Origin of the sequence: Microbacterium kribbense (genome assembly GCF_039537285.1) — a bacterium.
GTDB lineage: Bacteria > Actinomycetota > Actinomycetes > Actinomycetales > Microbacteriaceae > Microbacterium > Microbacterium kribbense.
Genome location: NZ_BAABAF010000006.1, coordinates 138,519 through 163,053 on the forward strand (window position 1 = coordinate 138,519; position 24,535 = coordinate 163,053).

23 protein-coding genes are annotated in these 24,535 nt (G+C 70.2%); 21 read left to right on the forward strand and 2 right to left on the reverse strand.

The window, feature by feature from the left end:
• Positions 1 to 8 precede the first annotated feature (8 nt).
• From ABD705_RS08925 to ABD705_RS09015, 19 genes are all read left to right on the forward strand, one after another.
• Positions 9 to 971, forward strand: a complete 963-nt coding sequence (locus ABD705_RS08925) for an SGNH/GDSL hydrolase family protein (protein WP_344782685.1) — start codon at positions 9 to 11, stop codon at positions 969 to 971.
• Between the two features lie 115 nt (positions 972 to 1,086).
• Entirely contained in the window at positions 1,087 to 2,082 is a 996-nt protein-coding gene (gene mvk / locus ABD705_RS08930; protein WP_344782688.1) for a mevalonate kinase, read from the forward strand.
• The gene (mvaD, locus tag ABD705_RS08935) at positions 2,079 to 3,077 is read left to right on the forward strand and encodes a diphosphomevalonate decarboxylase (RefSeq protein ID WP_344782690.1); all 999 of its coding nucleotides are present in this window, start codon (positions 2,079 to 2,081) and stop codon (positions 3,075 to 3,077) included. Before mvk ends, mvaD begins: the two co-directional genes overlap by 4 nt.
• Positions 3,074 to 4,162 carry a phosphomevalonate kinase gene (locus ABD705_RS08940; RefSeq protein WP_344782692.1) on the forward strand — a complete coding sequence of 363 codons (1,089 nt, stop codon included), beginning with the start codon at positions 3,074 to 3,076 and terminating at the stop codon, positions 4,160 to 4,162. The genes mvaD and ABD705_RS08940 overlap by 4 nt, the downstream gene beginning before the upstream one ends.
• Entirely contained in the window at positions 4,152 to 5,279 is a 1,128-nt protein-coding gene (gene fni / locus ABD705_RS08945) for a type 2 isopentenyl-diphosphate Delta-isomerase (protein ID WP_344782694.1), read from the forward strand. Before ABD705_RS08940 ends, fni begins: the two co-directional genes overlap by 11 nt.
• On the forward strand, positions 5,272 to 6,321 hold the full coding sequence (locus ABD705_RS08950; protein WP_344782696.1) for a hydroxymethylglutaryl-CoA reductase: 1,050 nt from the start codon (positions 5,272 to 5,274) through the stop codon (positions 6,319 to 6,321). The genes fni and ABD705_RS08950 overlap by 8 nt, the downstream gene beginning before the upstream one ends.
• Positions 6,318 to 7,499, forward strand: coding sequence for a hydroxymethylglutaryl-CoA synthase (locus ABD705_RS08955; protein WP_344782697.1), 1,182 nt, complete (start codon positions 6,318 to 6,320; stop codon positions 7,497 to 7,499). The genes ABD705_RS08950 and ABD705_RS08955 overlap by 4 nt, the downstream gene beginning before the upstream one ends.
• A gap of 92 nt (positions 7,500 to 7,591) precedes the next feature.
• Positions 7,592 to 8,686, forward strand: a complete 1,095-nt coding sequence (locus ABD705_RS08960) for an ABC transporter ATP-binding protein (RefSeq protein WP_344782699.1) — start codon at positions 7,592 to 7,594, stop codon at positions 8,684 to 8,686.
• A gap of 68 nt (positions 8,687 to 8,754) precedes the next feature.
• The gene (locus ABD705_RS08965) at positions 8,755 to 9,804 is read left to right on the forward strand and encodes an extracellular solute-binding protein (protein ID WP_344782701.1); all 1,050 of its coding nucleotides are present in this window, start codon (positions 8,755 to 8,757) and stop codon (positions 9,802 to 9,804) included.
• The gene (locus ABD705_RS08970) at positions 9,804 to 11,354 is read left to right on the forward strand and encodes an ABC transporter permease (protein WP_344782703.1); all 1,551 of its coding nucleotides are present in this window, start codon (positions 9,804 to 9,806) and stop codon (positions 11,352 to 11,354) included. The genes ABD705_RS08965 and ABD705_RS08970 overlap by 1 nt, the downstream gene beginning before the upstream one ends.
• Positions 11,355 to 11,458: 104 nt before the next feature.
• On the forward strand, positions 11,459 to 12,712 hold the full coding sequence (locus ABD705_RS08975; protein ID WP_344782705.1) for an LCP family protein: 1,254 nt from the start codon (positions 11,459 to 11,461) through the stop codon (positions 12,710 to 12,712).
• Positions 12,713 to 12,724: 12 nt separating this feature from the next.
• The gene (locus ABD705_RS08980; RefSeq protein ID WP_344782707.1) at positions 12,725 to 13,522 is read left to right on the forward strand and encodes a sulfite exporter TauE/SafE family protein; all 798 of its coding nucleotides are present in this window, start codon (positions 12,725 to 12,727) and stop codon (positions 13,520 to 13,522) included.
• A gap of 229 nt (positions 13,523 to 13,751) precedes the next feature.
• Positions 13,752 to 14,375 (forward strand): acetate uptake transporter, encoded by a 624-nt coding sequence (locus ABD705_RS08985; protein ID WP_344782709.1) that lies wholly within the window; start codon positions 13,752 to 13,754, stop codon positions 14,373 to 14,375.
• A 32-nt stretch (positions 14,376 to 14,407) separates the two neighbouring features.
• The gene (acs, locus tag ABD705_RS08990) at positions 14,408 to 16,372 is read left to right on the forward strand and encodes an acetate--CoA ligase (RefSeq protein WP_344782711.1); all 1,965 of its coding nucleotides are present in this window, start codon (positions 14,408 to 14,410) and stop codon (positions 16,370 to 16,372) included.
• 60 nt (positions 16,373 to 16,432) lie between these two features.
• Positions 16,433 to 16,879, forward strand: coding sequence for an FAS1-like dehydratase domain-containing protein (locus tag ABD705_RS08995; RefSeq protein ID WP_344782713.1), 447 nt, complete (start codon positions 16,433 to 16,435; stop codon positions 16,877 to 16,879).
• Positions 16,880 to 16,932: 53 nt separating this feature from the next.
• Entirely contained in the window at positions 16,933 to 17,340 is a 408-nt protein-coding gene (locus ABD705_RS09000) for a MaoC/PaaZ C-terminal domain-containing protein (RefSeq protein ID WP_344782715.1), read from the forward strand.
• 1 nt (position 17,341) lies between these two features.
• Positions 17,342 to 18,475, forward strand: coding sequence for a UDP-N-acetylmuramate dehydrogenase (locus ABD705_RS09005; RefSeq protein ID WP_344782717.1), 1,134 nt, complete (start codon positions 17,342 to 17,344; stop codon positions 18,473 to 18,475).
• Between the two features lies 1 nt (position 18,476).
• The gene (locus ABD705_RS09010; protein ID WP_344782719.1) at positions 18,477 to 19,955 is read left to right on the forward strand and encodes a GMC family oxidoreductase; all 1,479 of its coding nucleotides are present in this window, start codon (positions 18,477 to 18,479) and stop codon (positions 19,953 to 19,955) included.
• Between the two features lie 115 nt (positions 19,956 to 20,070).
• The gene (locus ABD705_RS09015) at positions 20,071 to 20,904 is read left to right on the forward strand and encodes a CmcJ/NvfI family oxidoreductase (RefSeq protein ID WP_344782721.1); all 834 of its coding nucleotides are present in this window, start codon (positions 20,071 to 20,073) and stop codon (positions 20,902 to 20,904) included.
• Between the two features lie 8 nt (positions 20,905 to 20,912).
• Here the strand turns inward: ABD705_RS09015 and ABD705_RS09020 are convergent, their stop codons facing one another.
• Positions 20,913 to 21,752, reverse strand: coding sequence for an IclR family transcriptional regulator (locus ABD705_RS09020; protein ID WP_344782722.1), 840 nt, complete (start codon positions 21,750 to 21,752; stop codon positions 20,913 to 20,915).
• Between the two features lie 232 nt (positions 21,753 to 21,984).
• Between ABD705_RS09020 and ABD705_RS09025 the strand changes: the two genes are divergently transcribed.
• A complete protein-coding gene (locus tag ABD705_RS09025; RefSeq protein WP_344782723.1) occupies positions 21,985 to 22,224 on the forward strand; it encodes a hypothetical protein in 240 nt (79 codons plus the stop codon).
• Positions 22,225 to 22,275: 51 nt separating this feature from the next.
• Here the strand turns inward: ABD705_RS09025 and ABD705_RS09030 are convergent, their stop codons facing one another.
• Positions 22,276 to 23,214 carry an SDR family NAD(P)-dependent oxidoreductase gene (locus ABD705_RS09030; protein WP_344782725.1) on the reverse strand — a complete coding sequence of 313 codons (939 nt, stop codon included), beginning with the start codon at positions 23,212 to 23,214 and terminating at the stop codon, positions 22,276 to 22,278.
• A 153-nt stretch (positions 23,215 to 23,367) separates the two neighbouring features.
• Between ABD705_RS09030 and ABD705_RS09035 the strand changes: the two genes are divergently transcribed.
• The gene (locus ABD705_RS09035; RefSeq protein ID WP_344782727.1) at positions 23,368 to 24,534 is read left to right on the forward strand and encodes an NDMA-dependent alcohol dehydrogenase; all 1,167 of its coding nucleotides are present in this window, start codon (positions 23,368 to 23,370) and stop codon (positions 24,532 to 24,534) included.
• Position 24,535: the final 1 nt, after the last annotated feature.

The following is a 24,535-nucleotide window of genomic DNA, read 5'->3' on the forward strand; positions in this document are numbered from 1 at the left end:
TGAAGATCATGGGCGCAGGTGGCTGGGAAGGCGCCGGGCGGATGCCGACAGCGCTGCGGATGCTGCGCGGTGTCGCGCTCGCCGCCGGCTCCCTGATCGGCACGCTGGTGATCATCGGCGCCGTCACCACCGCCGAGGGCCTGTTCGTCCGCGAGAAGCTGGCGCCCACGCGGATCGGCCCGGTGATGCCGCGCAGCGGTGAGTTCGGCGCAGACCTGCCGGGCGTGCCCATCCAGCTGGGCATGATGGGCGACTCGCTGGCGGTCGGCTACGGCGCCGACGACCCGACTCGCACCCCGGGCCCCCTGCTCGCCCAAGGGCTGGTCGAGGCATCCGGCCGACCCGTCCAGCTCGCCAACGTCGCCGTGGTCGGCGCGGAGTCCACCGCGCTGGTGGCCCAACTCGACCACCTGCGCGAGGCCATCACCCCGGACGTGGTGGTCATCATCATCGGCGCCAACGACGTGATGCACCTCAAACGCCTCACCGATGCGCTGTGGCCGCTGGCCGAGGTGGTGCGCCAGCTCCGTCACGGCGGCGCACAGGTCGTGGTCGCCACCTGCCCGGACCTCGGCACCGTGCAGCCGTTCTCGCAGCCGCTGCGATTCTTCGCGCACTGGGCGACGCGGCTGATGGCCACCAGCCAGGCGATCGTCGTGCTGCGCGCGGGCGGGCGCACCGTGTCGCTGGCCGACACGCTGGGGCCGCTGTTCCGGCGCGACCCGAAGGACATGTTCTCCGCCCACGACCACTTGCATCCGTCCAACGTCGGCTATGAAGCCGCCAGCGCGGTCATCCTGCCGAGCGTCTGCGCGGCCGCCGGCTGCCCGCGCCCGCAGGACGAGCACGTGCCGCACCGGGTGTACCGCAAGGGCAGCCGGCATCCGCTGGCGTGGTGGGCGTTCCGCGCCTCGCGCCGCGTCGGCATGCGCCTCACCGCCGCCGAGAGCACCCGCACGACCGCGGCGTGACGCGGCGTTCGCCGCGCCCATTCGGCGAGGTCTCAGCTGGAGGTTGTCGGCAGCGGATAAAATCGAGAGCGCGCCGCCGTCAGGGCGCATCACACCGCACCCCAGGAGACGACACATGGCCCGCTTGTCAGGTCGTCTCCAGGACCCCGGCCCCGACACCGCGGCGCAGCGCGTGGTCGCACAGGTGTCGGCCAGTGCGCATGCCAAAGTGATTCTGCTCGGCGAGCACGCCGTCGTCTACGGCGGTCCCGCCGTCGCACTGCCGGTGCACAGTCTGACTCTGACGGCGTCGGTGACCCGCACCGACCGCCCGCTGTGGATCGACTCGGTGCTCTACCGCGGCCCGGTCGCCGCCGCCCCCGCACAGCTGAACGCCCCGGTCACCGCGATCACCGCGACCCTGGCCGCGCTCGGTGCCCCGCACGCCGGCCTGGCTGTGCGCATCGACGGCGAGATCCCCGCCGAGCGGGGACTGGGCTCCAGCGCCGCCGTCGCCGCCGCGATCAGCGCCGCCGTCGCGCGCAGCTGCGGCGTCGAACTCGACGAGCAGGCCCTGTTCGCCTTGGTGCAGACCGCCGAACGCGTCGCACACGGCAACCCGAGCGGACTGGACGCGCGCTCGGTCGTCTCCGAGACGGCGATGTGGTTCCGCGCCGGGCAGGTGCGGCGACTGGGCAGCACGTTCGGCGGCGTCTTCGTGATCGCCGACACCGGTCAGACCGGCGGCACCCGCGGCGCGGTCGCCGATGTCGCCGCGCTCAAGGCCGCCGAGCCTGCGCGCATCGGCGGCATCCTCGCGCGCATCGACGCGCACACCACCGCCGCGGCCCGCGACCTCGCCGCCGACGACCGGGTGTCGCTGGGCCGGCGGATGGCCGAGACCCATGAGCTGCTGCGTGCACTGACCGTGAGCAGCCCGCAGCTGGACCACCTCGTCGCCGCCGCACACGCCGCCGGCGCACTCGGCGCCAAACTCACCGGCGGCGGACGCGGCGGCTGCCTGCTGGCATTGGCCGACACCGACGCCGATGCGACTCGGGTCGCCGCCGCCCTGCGCGCCGCGGGGGCCGAGCGCACCTGGCTGCTGCATCCCGGAGACCTCGCCGCATGAGCACCGCCGTCGCCCACCCGAACATCGCCCTGATCAAATACTGGGGCAAGCGGGATGAAGACCTCATCCTGCCCTGCACCGGCAGCCTCTCGCTGACCCTGGACGTATTCCCGACGACCACCACCCTCACCGCCGACGCGGATGCCGCCGCCGACGCGATCACCTTCGACGGCGCCGTCGCCACCGGCAGCGCGGCACGTCGGATCACCGCCTTTCTCGACCTGGTGCGCGCGCAGGCGGGCATTACGGCGCGGGCACGGGTCGACACCCGCAACTCGGTGCCCACCGGTGCCGGACTCGCCTCGTCGGCATCCGGGTTCGCGGCGCTGGCCGTCGCCGCCGCCGACGCCTACGGGCTGGCGCTGGATGAGCGCGACCTGAGCCGGCTCGCCCGGCGCGGATCGGGCTCGGCCTGCCGTTCGGTGATCTCGGGCACCGCCGTCTGGTACGCCGGCACCGACGACGCGACCTCGTTCGCCGAGCCGGTCGCCGGCCCCGCGCTGGGCATGGTGATCGCGGTGGTGGATGCCGGGACCAAGGCCGTCTCCAGCCGCGAAGCGATGCGCCGCACCCGCGACACCTCGCCGTACGCCGACGCATGGGCGACCGCGACCGCCGCCGACCTCGACGAGATGCTCGCCGCGTTCGGCCGCGCCGATGTGACCGCGATCGGCGAGCTGACCGAGTCCAACGCACTGCGGATGCACGCTGCGATCATGGCGAGCCGGCCGCCGATCCGCTATCTCACCCCGCAGAGCATCGCGCTCTTCGATGCCGCCGCAGCTCTGCGCGCCGACGGGCTGGACGCCTGGGCCACCGCCGACGCCGGACCGAACGTGGTGCTGCTGTGCCGGGACGGCGATGTGGCCGCCGTGCGCGACGCGCTGCGCGAGCGCACCGGACTGCCCGCCGACCGCCTGATCGCCGCACACGCAGGTCCCGGTGCCCGGCTCGTGCCGGCATCCGACCCGGCCCCGGCAGGGGTGTCCGCGTGATCCGCGAGCAGGCGCCGGGCAAGCTGTTCATCGCCGGCGAGTACGCCGTCGTCGAGCCGGGGGAGCCGGCCGTGCTGGTGGCGGTCGACCGCTACGTCACCGTCGAGCTGGAGCCCGGCCGGGAGCGGGGCAGCATCTCGTCCGACCAGTACGGCCGGCAGCCGCTGCTGTGGACGCGCAGCGAAGACGGCGTCGTCCCCGATCAGGACCACCGGCCGTTCGACTATGTGTTCTCGGCCATCCAGGTCATCGAGCAGCTCGCGGCCGAGCGCGCCATCGCGCCCCGGTTCTACGACATCCGCATCTCCAGTCAGCTCGACGACGTCTCGGGGCGCAAGTTCGGGCTCGGTTCCTCGGCCGCAGTCACGATCGCGACGATCCGCGCGCTGGACCGGTTCTACGGCCTCGGTCTGACCGCGCTGCAGATCTTCCAGACCGCGCTGATCGCCACGGTGCGGGTCTCTCCGGCATCCTCCGGCGGCGACCTGGCCGCCTCGGCGTTCGGCGGGTGGATCGCCTACAGCGCGCCCGACCGGGTGCAGCTGCACGCCGCCGCCGAAGCGGACGGCGTGCAGCGGCTGCTGGATCGCCCGTGGCCGGGACTGTCGGTGCGCCGGCTGCCGGCACCGGCCGGGCTGCGGCTGCTGGTCGGCTGGACCGGGCAGCCCGCGTCCACCGAGCGGCTCGTCGGCAGCCTGCAGGGTCGCATCCGCGGCGGCGAGACCCGATACCGTGAGTTCCTCGCCGACAGCCGCAGCGCCGTGCAGGCCCTGATCGCCGCCCTCGACGAGCAGGATGCTGCCGCGACCCTCGCCGCGATCCGCAGCGCCCGGATGGCGCTGGGGGATCTGGCCCGCCACGCCGGCATCGAGATCGAGACCCCTGGTCTTGCGGCCCTGTGCGCGGCCGCGGCGGACGCCGGGGCGGCCGGCAAGTCGTCCGGCGCCGGCGGCGGCGACTGCGGCATCGTGCTGGCACCGGCGGGGGCCGATGTGCACGGAATGCTGACAGAGTGGGAACAGCACGACATCCGGCATCTCGCGATCGAGGTGCACACCGCGCAGGGGGCCATCGATGAGCAGTGAGCGCAAGGACCAGCACGTCACGCTGGCCGACGCGCAGCACGCCGAGCCGCCGGCGCGCAACGACTTCGACGACGTGCGGTTCATGCACCACGCGCTGGCCGGCATCGACCGCGATCGGGTGAGCCTGCGCACCCAGTTCGCCGGAGTGTCGTGGCGCGCACCGCTCTACATCAACGGCATGACCGGCGGCAGCGCGCGCACCGGCGAGATCAACCGCTCGCTGGCGATCGCCGCGCGCGAGACCGGCGTCGCGATCGCGTCCGGATCGATGAGCATGGCGCTGCGCGATCCATCGACGGCGGGCACGTTCCAGGTGCTGCGCGAGCAGAATCCGGACGGCTTCGTGATGGCCAACCTCAGCGCCGACGCGCGCCCCGACCAGGCGGCGCACGCGATCGAACTGGTGCGCGCCGACGCGCTGCAGCTGCACCTGAACAGCGTGCAGGAGACCGTCATGCCCGAAGGCGATCGCGCCTTCTCGGCCTGGCCCGACGCGATCGCCGCCATCATCGACGCCGTCGACGTGCCGGTGATCGTCAAAGAGGTCGGCTTCGGGCTGAGCCGCGCCACGCTCGAGCAGCTCGCCGACCTGGGCGTGACCGTCGCCGACGTCAGCGGCTCGGGCGGCACCGACTTCGCGCGCATCGAGAACTCCCGCCGCGACGGCGGCGACTTCGGCTACATGGCCGGTTGGGGCCAATCCGCCGTCTGCTGTCTGCTCGACGGCGCCGACGCGCCCGCCGGCAGCGCGCTGCCGGCGCTGCTGGCCTCGGGCGGCGTGCGCACCCCGCTGGACGTGGTGCGCGCGCTCGCGCTGGGCGCACGCGCCGTCGGCGTCTCGGGCGTGTTCCTGCACGCGCTGCTGCGCGACGGGCAGGATGCGCTGATCGCGCTGATCCGCACCTGGCTGGAGCAGATCGCGCAGCTGCAGGCGCTTTTGGGTGCCGTGACGGTGGCGGATCTGGGTGACACCGACGTGCTGCTGCGGGGGAGCGTGCGCGAATTCTGCGGGCTGCGCGGCATCGACGCCGCGGGATACAGCCGACGCAGCCAACGTGCCGGGGCCCGCCGCGCCCCCCGCCTTCCGAATGCGAGCGCAGGGGATGACGATGACTGATCGCACGATGAGCGCCGCTCCGGTGCCGATGAAGTGGGTCGGGCCGATCTCGATCAGCGGCAACGTCATGACCGGGCTGCAGGAGGTGCCGCTGGCCACCTACGAGAGCCCGCTGTGGCCGTCGGTGGGTCGGGGTGCGAAGATCTCCACGCTCACCGAACGCGGCATCGTCGCGACCCTGGTCGACGAGCGGATGAGTCGCTCGGTGCTGTTCGAGGCCGAGGATGCCGGTGCCGCCTTGGCCGCGGTGCGCGCCCTGGCCGAGCACCACGACGAGCTCGCGCGGGTCGTGTCCGAAGCCAGCCGGTACGCGAAGCTGCTCGACGTGCATCATCAGATCGTCGGCAATCTGCTGTTCGTCCGGTTCGAGATCAGCTCGGGCGATGCGTCCGGGCACAACATGGTGACCCTGGCCAGCGATCGGCTGATGGACCACATCCTGCGCACCGTGCCGGGTCTGGCCTACGGGTCGGTGTCCGGCAACTACTGCTCGGACAAGAAGGCCACCGCCGTCAACGGCATTCTCGGGCGCGGCAAGAACGTGGTCTGCGAGCTGCTGATCCCCGAACAGGTCGTGCGGCGTCGGCTGCACACCAGCCCGCAGGCCATCGCCGACCTGAACGTGCGCAAGAACCTGATCGGCACGATGGTCGCGGGTGGGTTGCGCTCGGGCAACGCGCACTACGCGAACATGCTGCTGGGCTTCTATCTGGCCACGGGGCAGGATGCCGCGAACATCGTCGAGGGTTCGCAGGGCATCACGCACGCCGAAGTGCGCGGCGGCGACCTCTACTTCTCCTGCACACTGCCCAACCTCATCGTCGGAACCGTCGGCAACGGGAAGGATCTCGCCTTCGTGGCGGAGAACCTGCAGCGACTGGGGTGCATCGAACCGCGCGAGCCCGGCGAGAACGCGCGCCGGCTGGCCGTGCTGTGCGCGGCGACCGTGTTGTGCGGCGAACTGTCGCTCATGGCCGCGCTGACCAATCCCGGTGAGCTGATGTCGGCGCACCTGACCTTCGAGAGGAAGGACCCGCGATGACCGGGGCATCCGCACCGATCGGCATCACCGACCTGGCCTTCGCGACCGCGCACTTCAGCCTGGACCTGCAGCAGCTCGCCGACCACTTCGGCATCGACGTCAACAAGTACTATGTCGGCATCGGGCAGTCTGAGATGAGCGTGGCCACCGCCGACGAAGACATCGTCACGATGGGCGCCGAGGCCGCCGCGCAGATCCTGGCACGGCACGGCTCCGACGGCATCCGGACGCTGCTGTTCGCCACCGAGTCCGGCATCGACCAGTCCAAGTCGGCCGGCGTGTTCGTGCACGGGCTGCTGGGCATGGGGCCCAACTGCCGCGTCGTCGAACTCAAGCAGGCCTGCTATTCAGCCACCGCAGCGCTGCAGTTCGCGCTCGGCGTGGTCGCCCGCGACAGCCGCGAGAAGGTGCTCGTGATCGCCAGCGACGTGGCCCGCTACGCGCTGGATTCCAGCGGTGAGCCCACGCAAGGCGCCGCCGCCGTCGCGTTCCTGGTCACCGCCGACCCGGCGCTGGTGGAGATCGAGCCGATCACGGGCCTGCACACCGACGACATCCACGACTTCTGGCGGCCCAACTACCTGTCCACCGCGCTCGTGGACGGCAAGTACTCGCTGGGCGCCTACCTCCGCTCGCTCGAGGGCGCGTGGGGCGAGTTCCGCTCGCGCGGCGGTGTCGACATCGACCAGATCGACCGATTCTGCTACCACCAGCCGTTCACGAAGATGGCCGTCAAGGCGCACAACCGGCTGTGCACGATCACCGGATCGGATCTGGACGCGGACCAGCGTCGCGCGCAGATCGACGCCAGCCTGGCGATGAACCGGCACACCGGCAACAGCTACACGGCCTCGATCTATGTCGGCCTGATTTCGCTGCTCGAACGCGACGAGGCCGACCTGGCCGGCAAGCGGATCGGCTTCTTCAGCTATGGCTCGGGCAGCGTCTCGGAGCTGTTCACCGGCATCGTGCAGCCCGGCTACCGCGCTCTGCTTCGAGACGCCGACGACCGGCAGCGACTGGCCGGCCGCACCCCGATCGACTACGCGCGCTATCGGGCGCTGCACGAGAACGTCGACGCGGTGCAGGGCGAGGACTACGAGACCGCCGTCGAGACGCCCGGCCCGTTCCGGTTCGCCGGGGTCGTCGAGCACGCGCGGCAGTATCAGCGGTGCTGACCGGGCGGTGCCCCGCAGCCTGACGAGGGGCAGACCGAAGCGACGCAGGCGGTTAGATAAGGTGAGCCTTACCTATCTGGTACAGTGATTGAGTGCTCGAAACCCACAACCTGACGAAGGTCTTCGGACGTGCCGTCGGCGCGCAGGAATCGATCCTCGCGCTGGACGACGTCGACTTCCATGTCGCCGAAGGTGAGCTGATGACGGTGCTGGGGCCCTCGGGCTGCGGCAAGACGACGCTGCTGCGGGTGATCGCCGGCTTCGAGACGCCGGATTCCGGGACCGTGACGGTGGCCGGCCGCCCGATCGTCGCCGAGGGGGCGCGCACCGTGCCCGCACACGCGCGCGGCATCGGCCTGGTGCCGCAGGAGGGCGCCCTGTTCCCGCACCTGTCGGTCGCGCAGAACGTCGGCTTCGGCCTGCGCCGATTGCACCCGTGCGAACGCCGGGACCGCGTCGCCGAGACGCTCGAGCTGGTGGGCCTCGCCGGGTTCGGCCGGCGGCGCCCGCACGAGCTGTCCGGCGGTCAGCAGCAGCGGGTCGCGCTGGCCCGTGCGATCGCGCCGCGCCCCCAGGTCGTGCTGCTGGACGAGCCGTTCTCGGCGCTGGATGAATACCTGCGTGAGAACCTGCGCAGCGAGGTCCGGGCGCTCCTGACCCGGCTGGGCACCACCACGATCATGGTCACCCACGACCAGGAAGAGGCGCTCGCGATGGGCGATCGGGTCGCCGTGATGCGCGCCGGGCGCGTCATCCAGGTCGGCCCGCCCCGCGAGACCTACTTCCAGCCCGCCGACCTGCAGCTGGCCCGGTTCCTCGGCGAAGCCGTCGTCATCAAAGGCGAACTGGTGGGTGCGGGCACCGATCGGGCCTGTGTGTCCTGTGCCTTCGGCACGCTGCCGGTCGCGATGGCCAACGGCTGCACCGGCCCGTGCGACGTGCTGATCCGACCCGAGAACATCCGCATCGGCGACGTCGCCGACACCCGCTCACCGGGGCTGGTCGGCACCGTCCGCGAGCAGACGTTCTACGGCCATGACGGGCTGCTGCGCGTGCACGTGGCGCAGCTGGGCGGGGACGTCACGGTACGTGTCCTCGGCGACCACCCGCACCGGGTGGGCGATGACGTCCGTCTGACCGTGGAACGCTCCGTCAGCACCTATCCGATCGAACGCGCCGCCGCCTGAGCTGCACGCGAGAGCGCCGTTCGGCCACTATCGCCATGCCTATGACCATGCACCGAGAAGGGAACTTCATGCGACACCGCACCATCCTGCGCACCTCGATCGCCATCACCGCCGCGGCCGCCGTCGCGCTGCTGGCCGGCTGCTCGGCATCGCCGGCCCCCGGCCCGTCCGGCAGCGATCCGGGCACTCTGACGGTCTACACCGACCAGCATCCCGCGCTCGTGAAGGCGCTGACGGCCGCATACACGAAGAAGACCGGTGTCGGCTTCGACATCCAGCAGGATGCCACGGTCGGGCAGATCCAGGCCGAGGGCGCCGCGTCGCCCGCCGACGTCTTCCTCTCGGAGGACCCCGCCCCCGCCGCGCAGCTGGGTGCCGCCGGGCTGCTGACGCCGCTGGACGCCGCCACGATGGCGCACGTGCAGCCGGGGCTCAGTTCGCCGCAGGACCTCTGGGTCGCCTACGCTGCGCGGGCCCGGGTGCTCTACTACAACCCGACCCTGATCGCCGAGGCGGATCTGCCCAAGACGCTGCTGGACATCGTCGCGCCGCAGTACAAAGGCAAGTTCGCGTGGGCGCCATCGGGGGCGTTCGTGGCGACCACGCAGTATCTGATCTCGACGATCGGCGTGGACAAGACCCGCACGTTCCTCGAGGCAGTCAAGGCCAACGGCGTCAACGAGCACAAGAACGGCAATGTGCGCGACACCGTCGAGGCCGGCAAGCACGCCATGGGGCTGTCCAACCACTACTACTGGTGGGTCAAGGCCGGCGAAGTGGGCGGACCCGACCACATGACCAGCAAGATCTATCACTTCCCCGAGGTCGACGCCGGCAACCTGGTGCTCTCCTCCGGCGCCGGAATCCTGAAGAACAGCAAGCATCAGGCCGCCGCAGCGGGGTTCATCTCATGGCTGACCGACCCCGACGGCGGGCAGAAGATCATCGCCGACGGCGGCATCGACGTGTCCGAGGGGCAGTACCCGGTCGGGGTCGGCACGTCCAGCAGCATCGTGGGCAGCATCACCGATGTGCAGTCGCCGAAATACGACATGAGCATCTATGCCGACCAGACGCAGGCGCAGGATCTGCTGAAGAGCCTCGGCATGTCCAGCTGATGCGCAGCGCGGTCGGCGGCCGCACGGCCATCGCGGTCATCGCGGTGGCCGTCGGCGTGCTGTCGCTGCTGCCGCTGGCCTATCTGTTCCTGGCCGGCTTCTCGGCCACCGACATCACCCAGCTGTTCAGCTACCCCACGACCGTTCCCGACATCTGGCGCACGATCGGCCTCACCGTCTCGGTGGCGGCGGCCTGCCTGGTGACGGGCCTGGTCACGGCGCTGGTGGTGGTGCGCACGACGGTGCCGCTGCGCCGCGTGCTGACCGTGCTGCTGGCCGCGCCGCTGGCGGTTCCCGGCTTCGTCAGCGCCTATGCCGCGTATTCGATGAACCTCGTGTTCGCGCCGCGGCTGAACATCGTGACCTCGTTCGGCGGTGCCACGGCGGTGCTGGCCCTCACGCTGTACCCGTATGTGTTCCTGGCGTGCGTCATCGCGGTGCGCAACGCCGACCCGGCACAGGAAGAGGTCGCCCGCAGCCTCGGGTCGGGGCGGTGGAGCGTGTTCTGGCGGGTCACTCTGCCACAGCTGCGCATCGCGATCTCGGGCAGTCTGCTGATCGTGGCGCTGCACGTGCTCAGCGAATACGGCGCGATGGTGCAGCTGGGACAGCGCACCCTGACCACGACGATCATGGCCGAGATGCTCGACTACGGCGACTATGCGTCGGCGCGATCGATCTCGCTGCTGCTGGCCGGGCTCGCGCTGCTGCTGCTGCTGGGCGGCCGTGCCGTCTCGGGCCGCACCGACCAGCTCAGCATCGGCTCGCAGGCCGTGCGCCCGGCACGGCGCGCGCAGCTGGCGTGGGCGCGGGGGCCGGTCCTGATCGCGGCGCTGCTGATTCCGCTGGCGGCGATCGGACCGACCGTCTTCATGACGGCACGGGGGCTGGCATCGCCGCACCGTGCCACCGGGCAGGCCTGGTCGCAGGTCGGCTCGGCCGCCGCCGTCACCCTCGGCTACGGCGTCGCGGCCGGCCTGGTCGCCACCGTCGCGGCACTGCCGGTGGTGTGGTGGGTGGGCCGCCGGCCGTCCCCGGCCTCGCATCTGACCGAGCGGTCGGTGTGGCTGGCGCACTCGATCCCCAACGCCGTGCTCGCCCTGGCGCTGGTCTTTCTGGCAACCCGGCTGGTGCCCGGGCTGTACAAGACCCCGATGCTGCTGATCGTGGCGTACGTCATCATGTTCCTGCCCCTGGCGATCTCGAACCAGGCGGTGGGGTTGCAGGCGGCATTCGTGCGGTACGAAGAGGCCGCCGCCTCGCTCGGCCAGCGCGCGTGGCAGCGGCTGTGGCGGGTGTCGCTGCCGATCGCGCTGCCGGGGATCGCCACCGGCGCGCTGCTGGTGGGGCTGGATGCCAGCAAAGAGCTCACCACCACGCTGATGCTGCTGCCGTTCAATGTGCAGACCCTGGCCACCGGGCTGTGGGGCACGACCGGCGGCGAGTCCCTAGACTTCACTGCGGCCGCCCCGTATGCGCTGGCGCTGCTGATCCTCGGGTCGGCGCCGGTCTATCTGATCGCCCGCCGCACGGTGCGCTACGTCGTGTGAGCGCAGCCGGTCCCAGGCCGATCCTGGGAGCATCCTGACGCCGCGCGAAGGCGGGTCACGTAGAATTCGGGAGCAGTTTTCCCCCAGGCCCGAGAGGACCACGAATGAGCGCGAAGCCGACCCGCGCGCCGCTGGCGCAGCACGGGCGCCTTCGTTCGCCGCACCCGCTCGCGCAGATCGCCACGATCGTCGGAGTGGTCCTGGCGGTGGTGGTGCTGGGTCTTGCCGGCACCGCGGCGTTCGCGGTGTGGAACACCACCACCACGATCAGCGATCAGGCCGTCACGCTCGAGCACTCCAAGTCGCTGCCGCCGTCCATCGGCGAGATCGAGGGCGGGGTGAACCTACTGCTGGTGGGCACGGACTCGTGCCAGGGCCAGGATCTGAAGCTGTTCCCGCGCTGCAAGCACGACGACGGCGGCGAGCGCAACGACGTCACGATGCTGGTGCACATCGGCGACCATCCGCGCCGGGTGACCGTGGTTTCGTTCCCGCGCGACATGATCGTGCCGATCCCCTCGTGCCCGTCGCCGGACGGCGGTCGGTACTCGGCGATGAGCGCGCAGATGATGAACGTGTCGTACAGCTACGGCGGGCTGGCGTGCACGGCCCTGACCGTGCAGCAGCTGACGGGCGTGGACATCCAGTTCGCCGCAGCGATCCGCTGGACCGGCGTCATCCACATGTCCGACGCGATCGGCGGCGTCAACGTCTGCGTGACCGGCGATATCAACGACCGCAACACCGGTCTGCATCTGACCGCCGGTGAGCACACCCTGGTGGGTGCGCAGGCGCTGCAATTCCTGCGCATCCGGCATGGCATCGGCGACGGCTCCGACCTGAACCGCATCTCGAACCAGCAGCAGTTCATGTCGTCGCTGGTGCGCAAGCTGCAGTCCGGCGGCGTGCTGGGCGACCCCACCAAGCTGTTCAGCCTGGCCACGACCGCCGTCCAGCAGGTCGCCGAGAAGCAGCTCGTGCTCGATAAGAACCTCGCCAACCCGACGCGCATGGTGCAGATCGCGCTCGCGATGAAGTCGGTGCCCTACAAGGACATCGTGTTCGTGCAGTACCCGTCGTACTATGACGCCGCCAACAACAACCGGGTGCTGCCGATGACCAGTGCCGCCGACGTGCTGTTCACGGCGCTGAAGGAGAACAAGGCGCTCACCCTCACCGGCAAGGCCAGTCCGGCCGACGGCATGAAGGTCGAGGGCGACGTCGTCGCACCGACCCCGGGCCCCACCGGCACCGCGACGCCCGGGCCGTCCAGCTCACCGTCTGACGCCGTCGCGCTGCCCGGCTCGATCACCGGCACCACCGCCGACCAGGTCACCTGCACCGTGCCGCAGCGCTAGGCTTGTCGATCGATGGGCATTCGAGGGCGCGGCGCGAAGTCCATTCTGCTGTTGATCGCCATCGGGCTGACCGCCGGCCTCATGTCGGGCCTGTTCGGTGTCGGCGGGGGCACCGTGATCGTGCCGCTGCTGACGATCTTCGCGCGGTTCGAGCATCGACTGGCCGCCGGCACGTCGCTGGCCGCCATCGTGCCGATCGCCACGGTCGGAGTGATCTCGTATGCCGTGCACGGCGCAGTCGCGTGGATTCCGGCGCTGATCCTGGCCGCCGCGGCCGTGGTGGGCGCCCAGATCGGCACGTCGCTGCTGGCGCGCATGTCGGTCACGGTGCTGCGCTGGATCTTCGTCGCATTCCTGGTGGTCGTGATCGTGGGGCTGTTCTTCATCATCCCGTCCCGTGACGCGCAGCTCGAGCTGACGCTGCTGTCCACGCTCGGGCTGATCGTGACCGGCCTGGTCACCGGCACCCTCTCCGGCCTGCTCGGCGTGGGCGGCGGCGTGATCATCGTGCCGGCGCTGATGCTCGGCTTCGGCGCCAGCGACCTGATCGCCAAGGGCACGTCGCTGATGATGATGATCCCCACCGCGCTGTCGGGCACCGCCGGCAATCTGCGGCGCGGCAACGTCGACATCCTCGCCGCCGTGCTCATCGGCGTCTCGGCCTGTGCCACCACGGCTCTGGGCGCGACGATCTCAGAGCTGATCGACCCGGTGGCCGGCAACATCCTGTTCGCCGTGTTCGTCGTCTTCATCGCCGCGCAGATGGCGGTCAAGGCGTGGGGCGGCGGACGCGCCGCCCGCGGGCAGTGAGCGCCGCTCTCCGCCGAACCCACCCTCCACTGCCGACCCCACACGCTACAGTCTGTGGGCTCGGCAACAGGGGATGGGCTCGACGATGGATGGGTTCGGCAACGTGGGGATGAGGCCGCCGCCGGCGCCCGGGGCGCTGTCTGGAAGGCCCCTTATCGAGCCGGCCTGCACGGCGTAGCATGAACCCGCAGAGCCGGCGACGCAGCCGGTTCGACTAGGAGATGACAGGATGTCAGTACCACTGCAACGATCGCAGGTACCTCCCACCGCCCCCGCCGCATCGATCCCCTTCGGGGACCCCGCCGGCCTCGGACTGGCGGGCTTCGCAATGACCACGTTTGTGCTGAGCTGTTACAACGCGGGCTGGTTCGCCGCCGCCGGATCCGGCGTCGTGCTCGGGCTGGCGCTGTTCTACGGCGGCATCGCCCAGCTGGCCGCCGGCATGTGGGAATTCGCGAACCACAACACCTTCGGGGCGGTCGCGTTCAGCTCATATGGCGCGTTCTGGCTGTCGTTCTGGTATCTGCTCACCGCGACGAAGCTGCCCGCGGACGTCGAGGGCAAGGCCGTCGGCATCTACCTCATTGCGTGGGGCATCTTCACGTTGTACATGACGGTCGCCGCCAGCAAGACGAATCTCGTGGTCTTCCTGGTGTTCATCGCGCTGACGCTGACGTATTTCGCGCTGGCCATCGGAGACCTCGCCGGGGCGTCGTGGCTGGGCATCCTGGGCGGCTACCTGGGCGTGCTCACCGCCATCTTCGCGTGGTACGGCTCGTTCGCCACCGTGACGAACTTCACGTTCAAGCGCACCGTGCTACCCGTCAAGCCGCTGGCGCCGACGGCCCGTTGACCGCACCGAGACGAAGGAGACAAGGAACAGTCATGGCAGACACCGAAGACACCAACATCGCCAACCTGCTGCACGAGGCGCGCACCTTCGCGCCGCCCGCCGACCTCGCAGCGAACGCGAACGCCAAGGCCGACATCTACGACCGGGACCCCGACGAGTTCTGGGCCACCGAGGCGAACAGCAGACTGAGCTGGTTCACCCCGTACACGACCCTGCGCGAAGGCGAGGCGCCGCACTGGAAGTGGTTCACCGGCGGCAAGATCAATGCCTGCTACAACTGCGTCGACCGGCACGTGGAGAACGGGCTCGGCGACAAGGTCGCGTACTTCTGGGAGGGGGAGCCCGCCGATGACAAGCGCCGCATCACCTATGCGGACCTGCAGCGCGAGGTCGTCCGCGCCGCCAACGGCTTCAAGAGCGTCGGCATCGAGCGCGGATCGCACGTGGCCGTGTACATGGGCATGATCCCGGAACTGCCGGTCACGATGCTCGCCCTGGCGCGCATCGGCGCCGCGTTCACCGTCGTGTTCGGCGGCTTCAGCCCGGACTCGCTGGCCGGCCGCATCAACGACATGCAGTGCACGCACGTGGTCACCCAGGACGGGTCGTGGCGGCGCGGCAAGGTGTTCGATCTGAAGGGCAACACCGACACCGCGATCGAGAGTTGCCCATCGGTGGTGACGAACATCGTCGTCAAGCGCACCGGCAACGACGTGGTCTGGCACGACGGCCGCGACATCTGGTGGCACGACATGGTCGACGGAAAGAGTGAGGATGCCGCATCCTGCCCGTGCGCACCGATGGACAGCGAAGACCTGCTCTTCGTGATGTACTCCTCCGGCACCACGGGCAAGCCCAAGGGCGTCATGCACACGACCGCCGGGTACCTGCTGGGCACCTCGACCACGCACTACTACGTGTTCGACATCAAACCCGAGACCGTGTACTGGTGCGCGGCCGACATCGGCTGGATCACGGGGCACAGCTACATCGTGTTCGGGCCGCTGGTGAACGCGACGACATCCATCATGTACGAGGGCACACCGGACTTCCCCGACAAAGATCGCTGGTGGGACATCATCGAGCGGTACCAGGCGACGGTGCTGTACACCGCGCCCACCACGGTGCGCACCCACATGAAGTGGGGGCCGGAGTACGCGCAGCGCCATGACCTGAGCTCGTTGAAGATCCTCGGGTCGGTCGGCGAGCCCATCAACCCCGAGGCGTGGATCTGGTATCGCGACAACATCGGCGGCGGCAAGACGCCGGTGGTGGACACGTGGTGGCAGACCGAGAACGGAATGATCCTGATCACGCCGCTGCCGGGCGTCTCCGAGCTCAAGCCGGGCGCGGCTCTGCGGCCGTTCCCGGGGATCGTCGCCGAGGTCGTCGATGAGCAGGGCCAGGTGATCCCGCCCGGAGCAGGCGCGGGATACCTCACCATCACGAGCCCGTGGCCGTCGATGCTGCGCAGCCTCTATGGCGACGACCAGCGCTACCAGGACGTGTACTGGAGCAAGTTCCCGGGGCGGTACCTGTCCGGCGACGGGGCCCGGGTGGATGCCGACGGCGACTTCTGGCTGATGGGGCGCATCGACGATGTGATGAACGTGTCGGGTCACCGGCTGTCCACCATCGAGATCGAGAGCGCGCTCGTCGACCATCAGGAGGTGGCCGAAGCGGCGGTCACCAGCAAGCCCGACCCGATCACGGGGCGCGCCGTCGTCGCGTACGTCACGCTCAAGGGCGGGGTCGACGGGGATGCCGCGAAGGCGAAAGAGCTGCGCGACCATGTTGCGAAGGTCATCGGCCCGATCGCCAAGCCGGCGCACATCGTGTTCACGCCCGAATTGCCCAAGACCCGCTCGGGCAAGATCATGCGGCGACTGCTGAAGGACGTCGCCGAGAACAAGACGCTCGGTGACACCACGACGCTGGCCGACCCGACGGTTGTGGAGGAGATCCAGCGCCGCGCGGCACTCGTCGTCGAAGACTGACCGCTCCGAGCTCGGGGACACGACGGGGCCTGTGCGGGCCTGCCCGGATAGACTTGCCGGGTGCCAGTGAACCCCGAGCTCGTCGGTCGCGCCTTCCCGCCGACCGCGCCGTATCTGGTCGGCCGCGAGAAGGTGCGCGAGTTCGCCCGGGCCGTGCTGGCCACCGCACCGCAGCACACCGATGTCGGCGCCGCGCTTGCCCTCGGCTATGCCGACGTGGTCGCACCGCCGACCTTCGCGATGGTCATCCAGGACCTCACCCTGCAGCAGCTGCTGGCCGAGCCCGACTCGGGCATCGCGCTGGAGCGCACCATCCACGCCGAGCAGCGCTTCTCCTACACCCGCCCGATCGTCGCCGGCGACGAGCTCGTCGCGCGGCTGTCGATCACCGGGGTGCGCGCGGTCGGCAAAGGCGCGATGGTCACCAGCACGGCTGAGATCTCGGATGCCGGCGGTGCGCATGTCGTCACCGCGACGTCCGTGCTGCTGATCGGGGGAGACGAATGATCCCCGCGCCCACTCCAGACGCCGCTGGCGCGTCGCCCGGAGCCTCCGGGCGCGTGGGCCCAGCCGTGTCCGTCGGCGACGTGGTCGCCGAGCGCACCGTGCACCTGACCCGCGAGTCGCTCGTGCGCTATGCCGGGGCGTCCGGCGATTTCAACCCGATCCACTACCGTGACGACGTCGCCGCCCGGGTGGGCCTGCCCGGCGTGCTCGCGCACGGCATGCTGACGATGGGACTGGCATCCTCGGTCGTCGTGCAGTGGCTCGGCGACGCCGGGCGCATCCTCGAATACGGCGTGCGGTTCACCCGCCCGGTCGTCGTCGACGCCGAGACCGGTGCGGACGTCACCGTCGTCGCGAAGGTGGGCGTCGTCGACGACGGCGCCGCCCGCATCGACCTGACCGTCACGCACGCTGACACCACCGTCCTGGGCAAGGCCCAGGTGCGCGTGCGGCTCGACTGACATGACCGAAGTGCCACCCGTGCCACTGTCGCGGCTGACCACGCTGCGCACCGGTGCCGCCCCCGATCGCATGTTCGAGGCGCGCACGCGTGCCGAGCTGATCGACGTGCTCGGGCAGGTGTGGTCCGGCGGCGACGACTGGTTCGTGCTGGGCGGCGGGTCGAACCTGTTCGTCGGCGACGACCCGTTCGACGGGTCGGTCGTGCGGGTGCTGACCGAGGGCATCGAGCGGCTGCCGGCGCTGCGCGAGGGGTTCGAGCGGCTGCGCATCCAGGCCGGGCACGGCTGGGACCGGGTGGTTGCATTCGCCGTGAGTCACGGCCTTGCCGGCATCGAGGCGCTGTCGGGCATCCCCGGCACCGCCGGCGCCGCGCCGGTGCAGAACGTCGGCGCGTATGGGCAGGAGATCGTGCAGACCCTCGTCGAGGTGGAGCTGATCGACGAGGCGACCGGTACGGTGTCCACCGTTCCGGCGGCAGGACTCGGTCTCGGCTTCCGCACGTCGGTGCTCAAGCACCATTACGGGTCGGTGCCGCGCCGGCACGCCGTCATCCTGTCACTGACCCTCGAGCTGCGCCGGCAGGATGCCCCGCACCGCGTTCCGGGCGAGCAGCTGCGCACGGCGCTCGGGCTGGAGCCCGAGGACGCCATCGCACTGGCTCAGGTTCGCGAGCAGATCCTGGCCATCCGGGCACGCAAGGGCATGGTGCTCGATGCCGCCGACCCCGATACCTACAGTGCCGGGTCGTTCTTCCAGAATGCCGTGGTCACGGCATCCTTCGCCCGTACCCTGCCTGACGAGTGTCCGCGGTGGCCGATCGCACCCGACCCCGACCCGGTGCGGGTGATTCCGCTGGAGGCATATGCCGGCGTCGCGCCGGCGCTGGGCGGGCCGACTCCCGGCGTGAAGGTGAGCTCGGCGTGGCTGATCGAGCACGCCGGGTTCAGCAAGGGGTTCCATCTGCCGCGCTCGCGCGCGGCCCTGTCGGGCAAGCACGCGCTCGCGTTGACCAACCGCGGGGGAGCCCAGGCGGCCGAGCTGGCCGAGCTGGCCCGCTACATCCGGCTGCGCGTGCATTCCGAGTTCGGCCTGCTGCTGCAGCCTGAACCGGTGCTGGTGGGCGTCGAGCTGTAGCATGCCGCGCGTCGTCATCATCGGTGCCGGCGGCTCGGGCATCCCGCTCGCAGCACGCCTGGGCGAGGCGGGGCATGACGTCGTCCTGCTGGAATCGGGACCCGCCTCTCCCGGCGCAGGAGGTGAAGCCTGGACCGTGCACGGCGGACTTCCGGACGGTCCGCTGACCTGGACGTACCGGGCCGAGCTCTGGCCGGGCAAGCCATGGCGCATCGCCCGCGGCCGGGTGCTCGGTGGCAGCATGGCCGTCAACGGCGCCTACTTCCAACGACCGCACCCGGACGACTTCGCGGCCTGGGCCGCGGTCGCAGGCGACGAGTGGTCGTATGCCGCCTGCCTGCCGGCATTGCGCCGACTGGAGTCCGACCTGGATTTCCCGGACAGTCCGGTGCACGGTTGGGCAGGCCCGATGCCCGTGCGTCGGAGCGGCGCGCGGGAACGGCTGACCCAGGCCTTCCTCGCCGCGGCCGGTGCGGCCGGGGCGATCATCGAGGCGGACAAGAACGCCGGCGGTGCGTCGGGAGCCGGGTTGCTGCCCCGCAATGCGCTCGGGGTGCAGCGGTGGGGCGTCGATCGCGCCTACTGGGGGCTTCTGCGCACGGCCGGTGTCGAGATCCGAGCCGGAGTGCACGTGCACACGGTGCGGTTCCGAGGCGGCGCGGCGATCGGCGTCGAGATCGACCACGGCACGGCTGCGGAGTTCGTTCCGGCCGACGAGGTGATCCTGACCGCCGGCGCGATCGAGACGCCCCGGCTGCTGCTGCGATCGGGCATCGGGGACTCCGGGCGGCGTGACTCGTCGGTGCAACCGGTGTCCGCCCGACGCGGCGTGGGGCGCAACCTGTCCGACCACGTCGCCGTCGATGTGCCCTGGCGGGTGCGCCCGGATGTCGCCGTCGACGACCTGCCCGCGGCATGGACCGCGGCCTGGAACGCCCCGGCGGGGACCGTGGCGTCGCACGCGATCGAGCTGCTGTTCGCCGCATTGCCCTCCAGCGTGATCGAGTCGGGCGACCGCAGCGCCGGAGGCGCGCACAAGCTGCGCGTCACTCTCGCCGACCCGTCCTCGCGCGGGAGCATCGGTCTGGACCGCGGCACCGTCGTGCGCTACGGCTACCTGTCGGACGCCGGTGAACGGGAGGCGCTGCGCGACGGCATCCGCGTCGCGGCACGTGTGCTGCGCGCGTCAGAGATGGCCGATGTCGTGGCCGCGGCGGACCTGCCCGACTGGATCGACGGCCGCGGCCCGACGGAGCCGGCGAGTGCGCATGTGAGCACCGCACTGCATTCGTGCGGCACGGCGCGCATGGGCGATGTGGCCGATGCGGATGCCGTCGCCGACGCCCACGGTCGCGTGTACGGCACGAGTGGGCTGCGCATCGCAGACGCGTCCCTGCTGCCGATGGTCCCCTCGCGGGGCACGGCGTTGACCGCGGTCATGATCGGCGAGCGCATCGCCGAGCTGATCGCCCAGGAGTGAGCCGCGCCCACTTCCGCCTCATGGAACCGGCGCGCACCCGTTCCCGGATGCTCAGTACGCTTACGGCTCGTACGCGTTCCTCATGGCGCGTAGACCATCGATGGTGAGGGGCGAGATGCGCACAGACCGGCCGACCACGGTCCCGGCCCTCCCCGGGGTGATCAACTATCTGTCCGACGACGTCGTCGGCGACGTGCGGCGGGAATCCGACACTTCCGGTGAAGGCGGGTCGTATGCGGCGTATGCGCTGCAGATGTACGACGCGCGGGCCGTGCACCGTCCGTTCAGCGTGGAGCAGAACGGGTTCGAACTGGTGCACTGGCCCAGCGCCGTCCGTGACTTCGCCGACCCTGACGAGATCGACCGGGTGTACACCCGTGAGGTCGAGGAATTCGTCGCGGCCCGGCTGGGTGCCGCGCACGTCGCTCTGCTGGGCGCATGCCTGGAGGACGCCGCCGAGATGGAGAAGGGTGGTGCACATGACCTGCCTGTCGCGCACGTCGAGCTCACTGCCGAGGACGCACTCGAACAGGCCCGGAGGGTGTTCGCGGTCCGGTTCCCGAGCGAGGCGGGGTTCCGCCGGGCCGTGACTACGGTGTGCTGGCGTCCGATCACGCCGGCCCCCCAGGACTGGCCGCTCGCCTTGTGCGACTACCGCAGCGTGCCCGATGCCGATGGCGTGCCCGGTCGCGCCGGAAAGACCGTATGGGTCGATCCGGGGGACGTCGACGCCGCGTCGGCGCGGGACACCAGGTTCCGCTTCCGCTCAACGCATCGCTGGTGGGTCTACCCCGACATGACGCCGGACGAGGTGCTCTTCTTCGTCGTGCACGACAGCGACCACTCACGCCCATGGCGAGTCATGCGCACGACCTTCCTGGATGCGCAGGCGCAACCGGCCGTCTCGCGCCAGAGCCTCGAGTTCCGGTCGATCGCGTACTTCCGCTGATCGGCGACTCAGCCGACCGCGACGCCCGCAGTGGCGGGCATGCGGCGTGCCGACGGAGCACCCAGGGCACGCGAGATCGCCCGCGCAGCCGTGGTGAGGGCCGGCAGCGCGGCCGTGGGGGTCCACGCGTCGCGGTGCAGGGTCACGCTCAGCGCGGCGACGACCCGGTCGCGGGGGCCGCGGATCGCGACCGCCACGGCGACGGCGTGCTGGGTGATCGATTCGTCCGCGATGGCGACTCCGGTCCGCCGCACCTCCGCCAGCGTGCGGCGCAGTTCCCGAGGGTCGACGACGGTCTTGCGCGTGTACTTCTGCAACGGCATGGCCAGCACCTCGTCCTGGAACGCCTGCGGCGCGTTCGCGAGCAGCACCTGGCCGGTGCCCGTGGCGTGCAACGGCCACCGGCCGCCCAGTCGACTGAGCACGTTCGCCCCATCACGGCCGCGCAGATATTCCACGTACACGGTGTCATAGCGGTCCCGGACCGCGAGGTGCACGCCCGCGTTCAGGGCCGCCTGCAGGTCCCCCAGATGCGGCAGGGCGACCTCGCGCAGCCGCAGACCCTGCGGCTCCAGCGAGCCCAGCTCCAGGACCCGCATGCCGATCGCGTACCGGCCCTCGGCGGAGCGCTCGAGCGCACCCCACTGGCGCAGCTCTCCGACCAGGCGGTGCGCCGTGCTCAGGCTCAGGCCCACGCGCCGGCTGATCTCGCTCAGCGTGAGGGTGAGATGCTCTTCGTCGAATGCCTCCAGAACGGCGAGCACACGCTGGGCGGCGGTCCTCTGACTGCCGTCGTCTGGGGCGCAGGAGCGCGCAGACTGGGTGGAGTGAATCGAGTGCACGGTCATAGCCGTCCTACCTCCGGAACGTCGTCGTCTCCCAGAGCGGGGGTGCCATCATGATTGCGCACATGCATTCCGACGCAGTCGACCCATTCCGCCTGGTGGAAGGGCGTCCGCGCCAGTCGATGAGGTCGCCGCCATGCACCCCACAACCTTCCGCCTGATGGGATCCAGAAAGGCCTGATTCTTGCGAGCGTCCTAACCTGGGACCGAGGATCAAGATCCAGGAGAGCACAACGTGAGCATTGACCAGACCAGTCTCGACGAGTTCCGCAGGGCGCTCGAGGCAGATGATTACCACCTGTCGGTGGAGCTCGGCGACGAGTCGGCCGTCGCGCGCATCCAGGCCGGCCCACAGGCCTGCGCCGAGTGCCTGGTCCCGAAGGATTTCATGCGGCAGATGCTGTCGCCGCTGCTGGGCGTGAGCGCGGACCGGATCGATGTGCACTACCCGGTGGACGTGCACACGCTCGAGTGATCTCATCCGGGGTGCCGGTCGCAACGGCGGCCGGAGCATCCCGCACCCGGCTCACTCCACCGGCGCGCCCGCGCGCGGAGAGGGCAGCCGGTGGTCGGTGTCGTACACCGGCGAGGAGAGCAGGAAGGGGATCGCGGCCTCCCGGACCCGGTCGATCGGCTCGTCGGGGAACGCCGCTTCGATCGTCGCGTGCCGCTCGACGACGCCCGACTTGAACTCCGGGTGGGTCAGGATGAACATGTCGCCCCGGCGGATCCCCGCCAGGACACGCTCCCCGGCCTCCTCAGCATCCATGTACGGCCGGTCCTTCGCGGCCTCAGTGAACTCCTTCGGCGGCACCGGATAACCGGACGTCCCGTACCGTTCGGGACGGTTGGCCACCGCACCGGCGATGTTGCTGTGGGTGGGGCCGGGGCAATACGCCGAGACCGAGATGCCCTCGCCGAGCAACTCGATGTGCAGGGCTTCGGACAGTGCGATGACAGCCGCCTTCGTCATCGAGTACAAGCCCGCGACGATCGGCATGAGGCCTGCCATCGACGCCGTATTGACGACCGCGCCGCCCTCACCGCGGGCTCGGATCTTCGGCAGGAACGCCTGGATGCCGTTGCCGACGCCTTTGATGTTGACGTCGATGACCCAGTCCCAGTCGCTCGGGGTGGCCGAGGCGACCGGTCCGGTCAGTCCGATGCCGGCGTTGTTGACGAGCACGTCGATGCGGCCGAACCGCTGCATGATCTCGTCTGCCGCCGCATGCATCGCAGCCAGGTCCGTGACATCCACCGACATCGCGTGCACGTCCAGTCCGTGTTCGGCGAAAACGGCCTGCGTGTCGGCCAGATGGGTCTGGCTGCGCCCGGTGACGACGACCTTCATGCCGGCGTGCGCGCAGGCCAGCGCGATCCCACGGCCGATCCCGCTGGACCCGCCGGTGATGACGGCAACCTTGCCGTCGACGCTCTCCATCATGTGGACCTCCTCGATGCTCACGTGGTCAGTCAACCGGCGGAGGGGGCCGTTTGCCGCTTTCCTTCCGTGCGGTGAAAGCCTTCTGGCCACCTGGAGCGACACGGGACACGGTAGAGGAAGAGAGCAGGCACCGACGCCACGACGCCGGTGACGCACCGTCCACCGGGAGATCACATGAGCATGGCCACTCGCACCGTTGCGGACAACGGTCAGAAGCAGGAACGCACGAGCATGACGACGCGTGCAGTGGTGTGTCGAGCCCCCGGCACGCCGTGGGAGGTCACCGAGCTCGAACTCGATGCGCCGCACGCGAACGAGGTGCGCGTCAAGATCCACGCGGCGGGCCTGTGCCACTCGGATGACCACATTCAGAAGGGTGACGCGCCGATGCGCATGCCGGTCGTGGGCGGGCATGAGGGATGCGGGATCGTGGATGCCGTCGGTGACGGGGTCACCCGCGTGAAGGTCGGCGATCGCGTCGTGTTCTCGTTCATACCGGTGTGCGGCAAGTGCCGGTACTGCTCCACGGGTCGGCAGAATCTCTGCGACGAGGGCAAGAACGCCGGCACCGGTGAATTCCCCGATGGAACGTTCCGCTTCCACCAGGACGGTGTGGACTTCGGCGGGCTGTGCGTGCTCGGGACCTTCTCGCAGTACAGCGTCGTCTCGGAACACTCCGTGGTCCCGGTCCCGCAGGATCTGCCGTTCGAAGTGGGCGCCGTGATCGGATGCGGCGTGCCCACCGGATGGGGGTCGGCGGTGCATCTCGCCGGTGTCCGGCCGGGGCAGACCGTCGTGATCTTCGGCGCCGGCGGCGTGGGCAGCAATGCCGTGCAGGGGGCGGCGATGGCCGGCGCCGAGCGCGTCGTGGTCGTGGATCCCGTCGAGTTCAAGCGCGAGATGGCGATGGTCTTCGGCGCGACGCACACCTTCGACAACGCTGAGGACGCCGCCGAGTTCGTGCGCCACGAGACCCGGGGCGAGCTGGCCGATCACGCGATCATCACCGTCGGCGTCCTGCACGACAAGGTCATCCACGACGCCATCAACATCGTCGGCAAGACCGGGCAGGTCACCGTCACCGCGGTCGGAAACGGCTGGATCGACGAGAATCCCGGCATGCTCATCGGGTACCAGCGCCGCATCCAGGGCGGCATCTACGGCGGGTGCAGCCCGCTTGTGGACATCCCGCGACTGGTCAGCCTCTACCAGAGCGGCCAGCTCAAAGTCGACGAGCTCATCACCCGTCGCTACTCGCTCGACGAGGTCAATCAGGGCTACCAGGACATGCTGGACGGCAAGAACATCCGCGGCGTCGTCCTCATCGACCACGACAGCTGAT

Excerpts from the sequence above, each read along its gene's own strand:
- ABD705_RS08925 (WP_344782685.1), top strand. The coding sequence starts at position 9 with ATGGGCGCAGGTGGCTGGGAAGGCGCCGGGCGGATGCCGACAGCGCTG.
- mvk (WP_344782688.1), top strand. The coding sequence starts at position 1,087 with ATGGCCCGCTTGTCAGGTCGTCTCCAGGACCCCGGCCCCGACACCGCG.
- mvaD (WP_344782690.1), top strand. The coding sequence starts at position 2,079 with ATGAGCACCGCCGTCGCCCACCCGAACATCGCCCTGATCAAATACTGG.
- fni (WP_344782694.1), top strand. The coding sequence starts at position 4,152 with ATGAGCAGTGAGCGCAAGGACCAGCACGTCACGCTGGCCGACGCGCAG.
- ABD705_RS08950 (WP_344782696.1), top strand. The coding sequence starts at position 5,272 with ATGACTGATCGCACGATGAGCGCCGCTCCGGTGCCGATGAAGTGGGTC.
- ABD705_RS08955 (WP_344782697.1), top strand. The coding sequence starts at position 6,318 with ATGACCGGGGCATCCGCACCGATCGGCATCACCGACCTGGCCTTCGCG.
- ABD705_RS08965 (WP_344782701.1), top strand. The coding sequence starts at position 8,755 with ATGCGACACCGCACCATCCTGCGCACCTCGATCGCCATCACCGCCGCG.
- ABD705_RS08970 (WP_344782703.1), top strand. The coding sequence starts at position 9,804 with ATGCGCAGCGCGGTCGGCGGCCGCACGGCCATCGCGGTCATCGCGGTG.
- ABD705_RS08975 (WP_344782705.1), top strand. The coding sequence starts at position 11,459 with ATGAGCGCGAAGCCGACCCGCGCGCCGCTGGCGCAGCACGGGCGCCTT.
- ABD705_RS08980 (WP_344782707.1), top strand. The coding sequence starts at position 12,725 with ATGGGCATTCGAGGGCGCGGCGCGAAGTCCATTCTGCTGTTGATCGCC.
- ABD705_RS08985 (WP_344782709.1), top strand. The coding sequence starts at position 13,752 with ATGTCAGTACCACTGCAACGATCGCAGGTACCTCCCACCGCCCCCGCC.
- acs (WP_344782711.1), top strand. The coding sequence starts at position 14,408 with ATGGCAGACACCGAAGACACCAACATCGCCAACCTGCTGCACGAGGCG.
- ABD705_RS09005 (WP_344782717.1), top strand. The coding sequence starts at position 17,342 with ATGACCGAAGTGCCACCCGTGCCACTGTCGCGGCTGACCACGCTGCGC.
- ABD705_RS09010 (WP_344782719.1), top strand. The coding sequence starts at position 18,477 with ATGCCGCGCGTCGTCATCATCGGTGCCGGCGGCTCGGGCATCCCGCTC.
- ABD705_RS09015 (WP_344782721.1), top strand. The coding sequence starts at position 20,071 with ATGCGCACAGACCGGCCGACCACGGTCCCGGCCCTCCCCGGGGTGATC.
- ABD705_RS09020 (WP_344782722.1), bottom strand. The coding sequence starts at position 21,752 with ATGACCGTGCACTCGATTCACTCCACCCAGTCTGCGCGCTCCTGCGCC.
- ABD705_RS09035 (WP_344782727.1), top strand. The coding sequence starts at position 23,368 with ATGAGCATGGCCACTCGCACCGTTGCGGACAACGGTCAGAAGCAGGAA.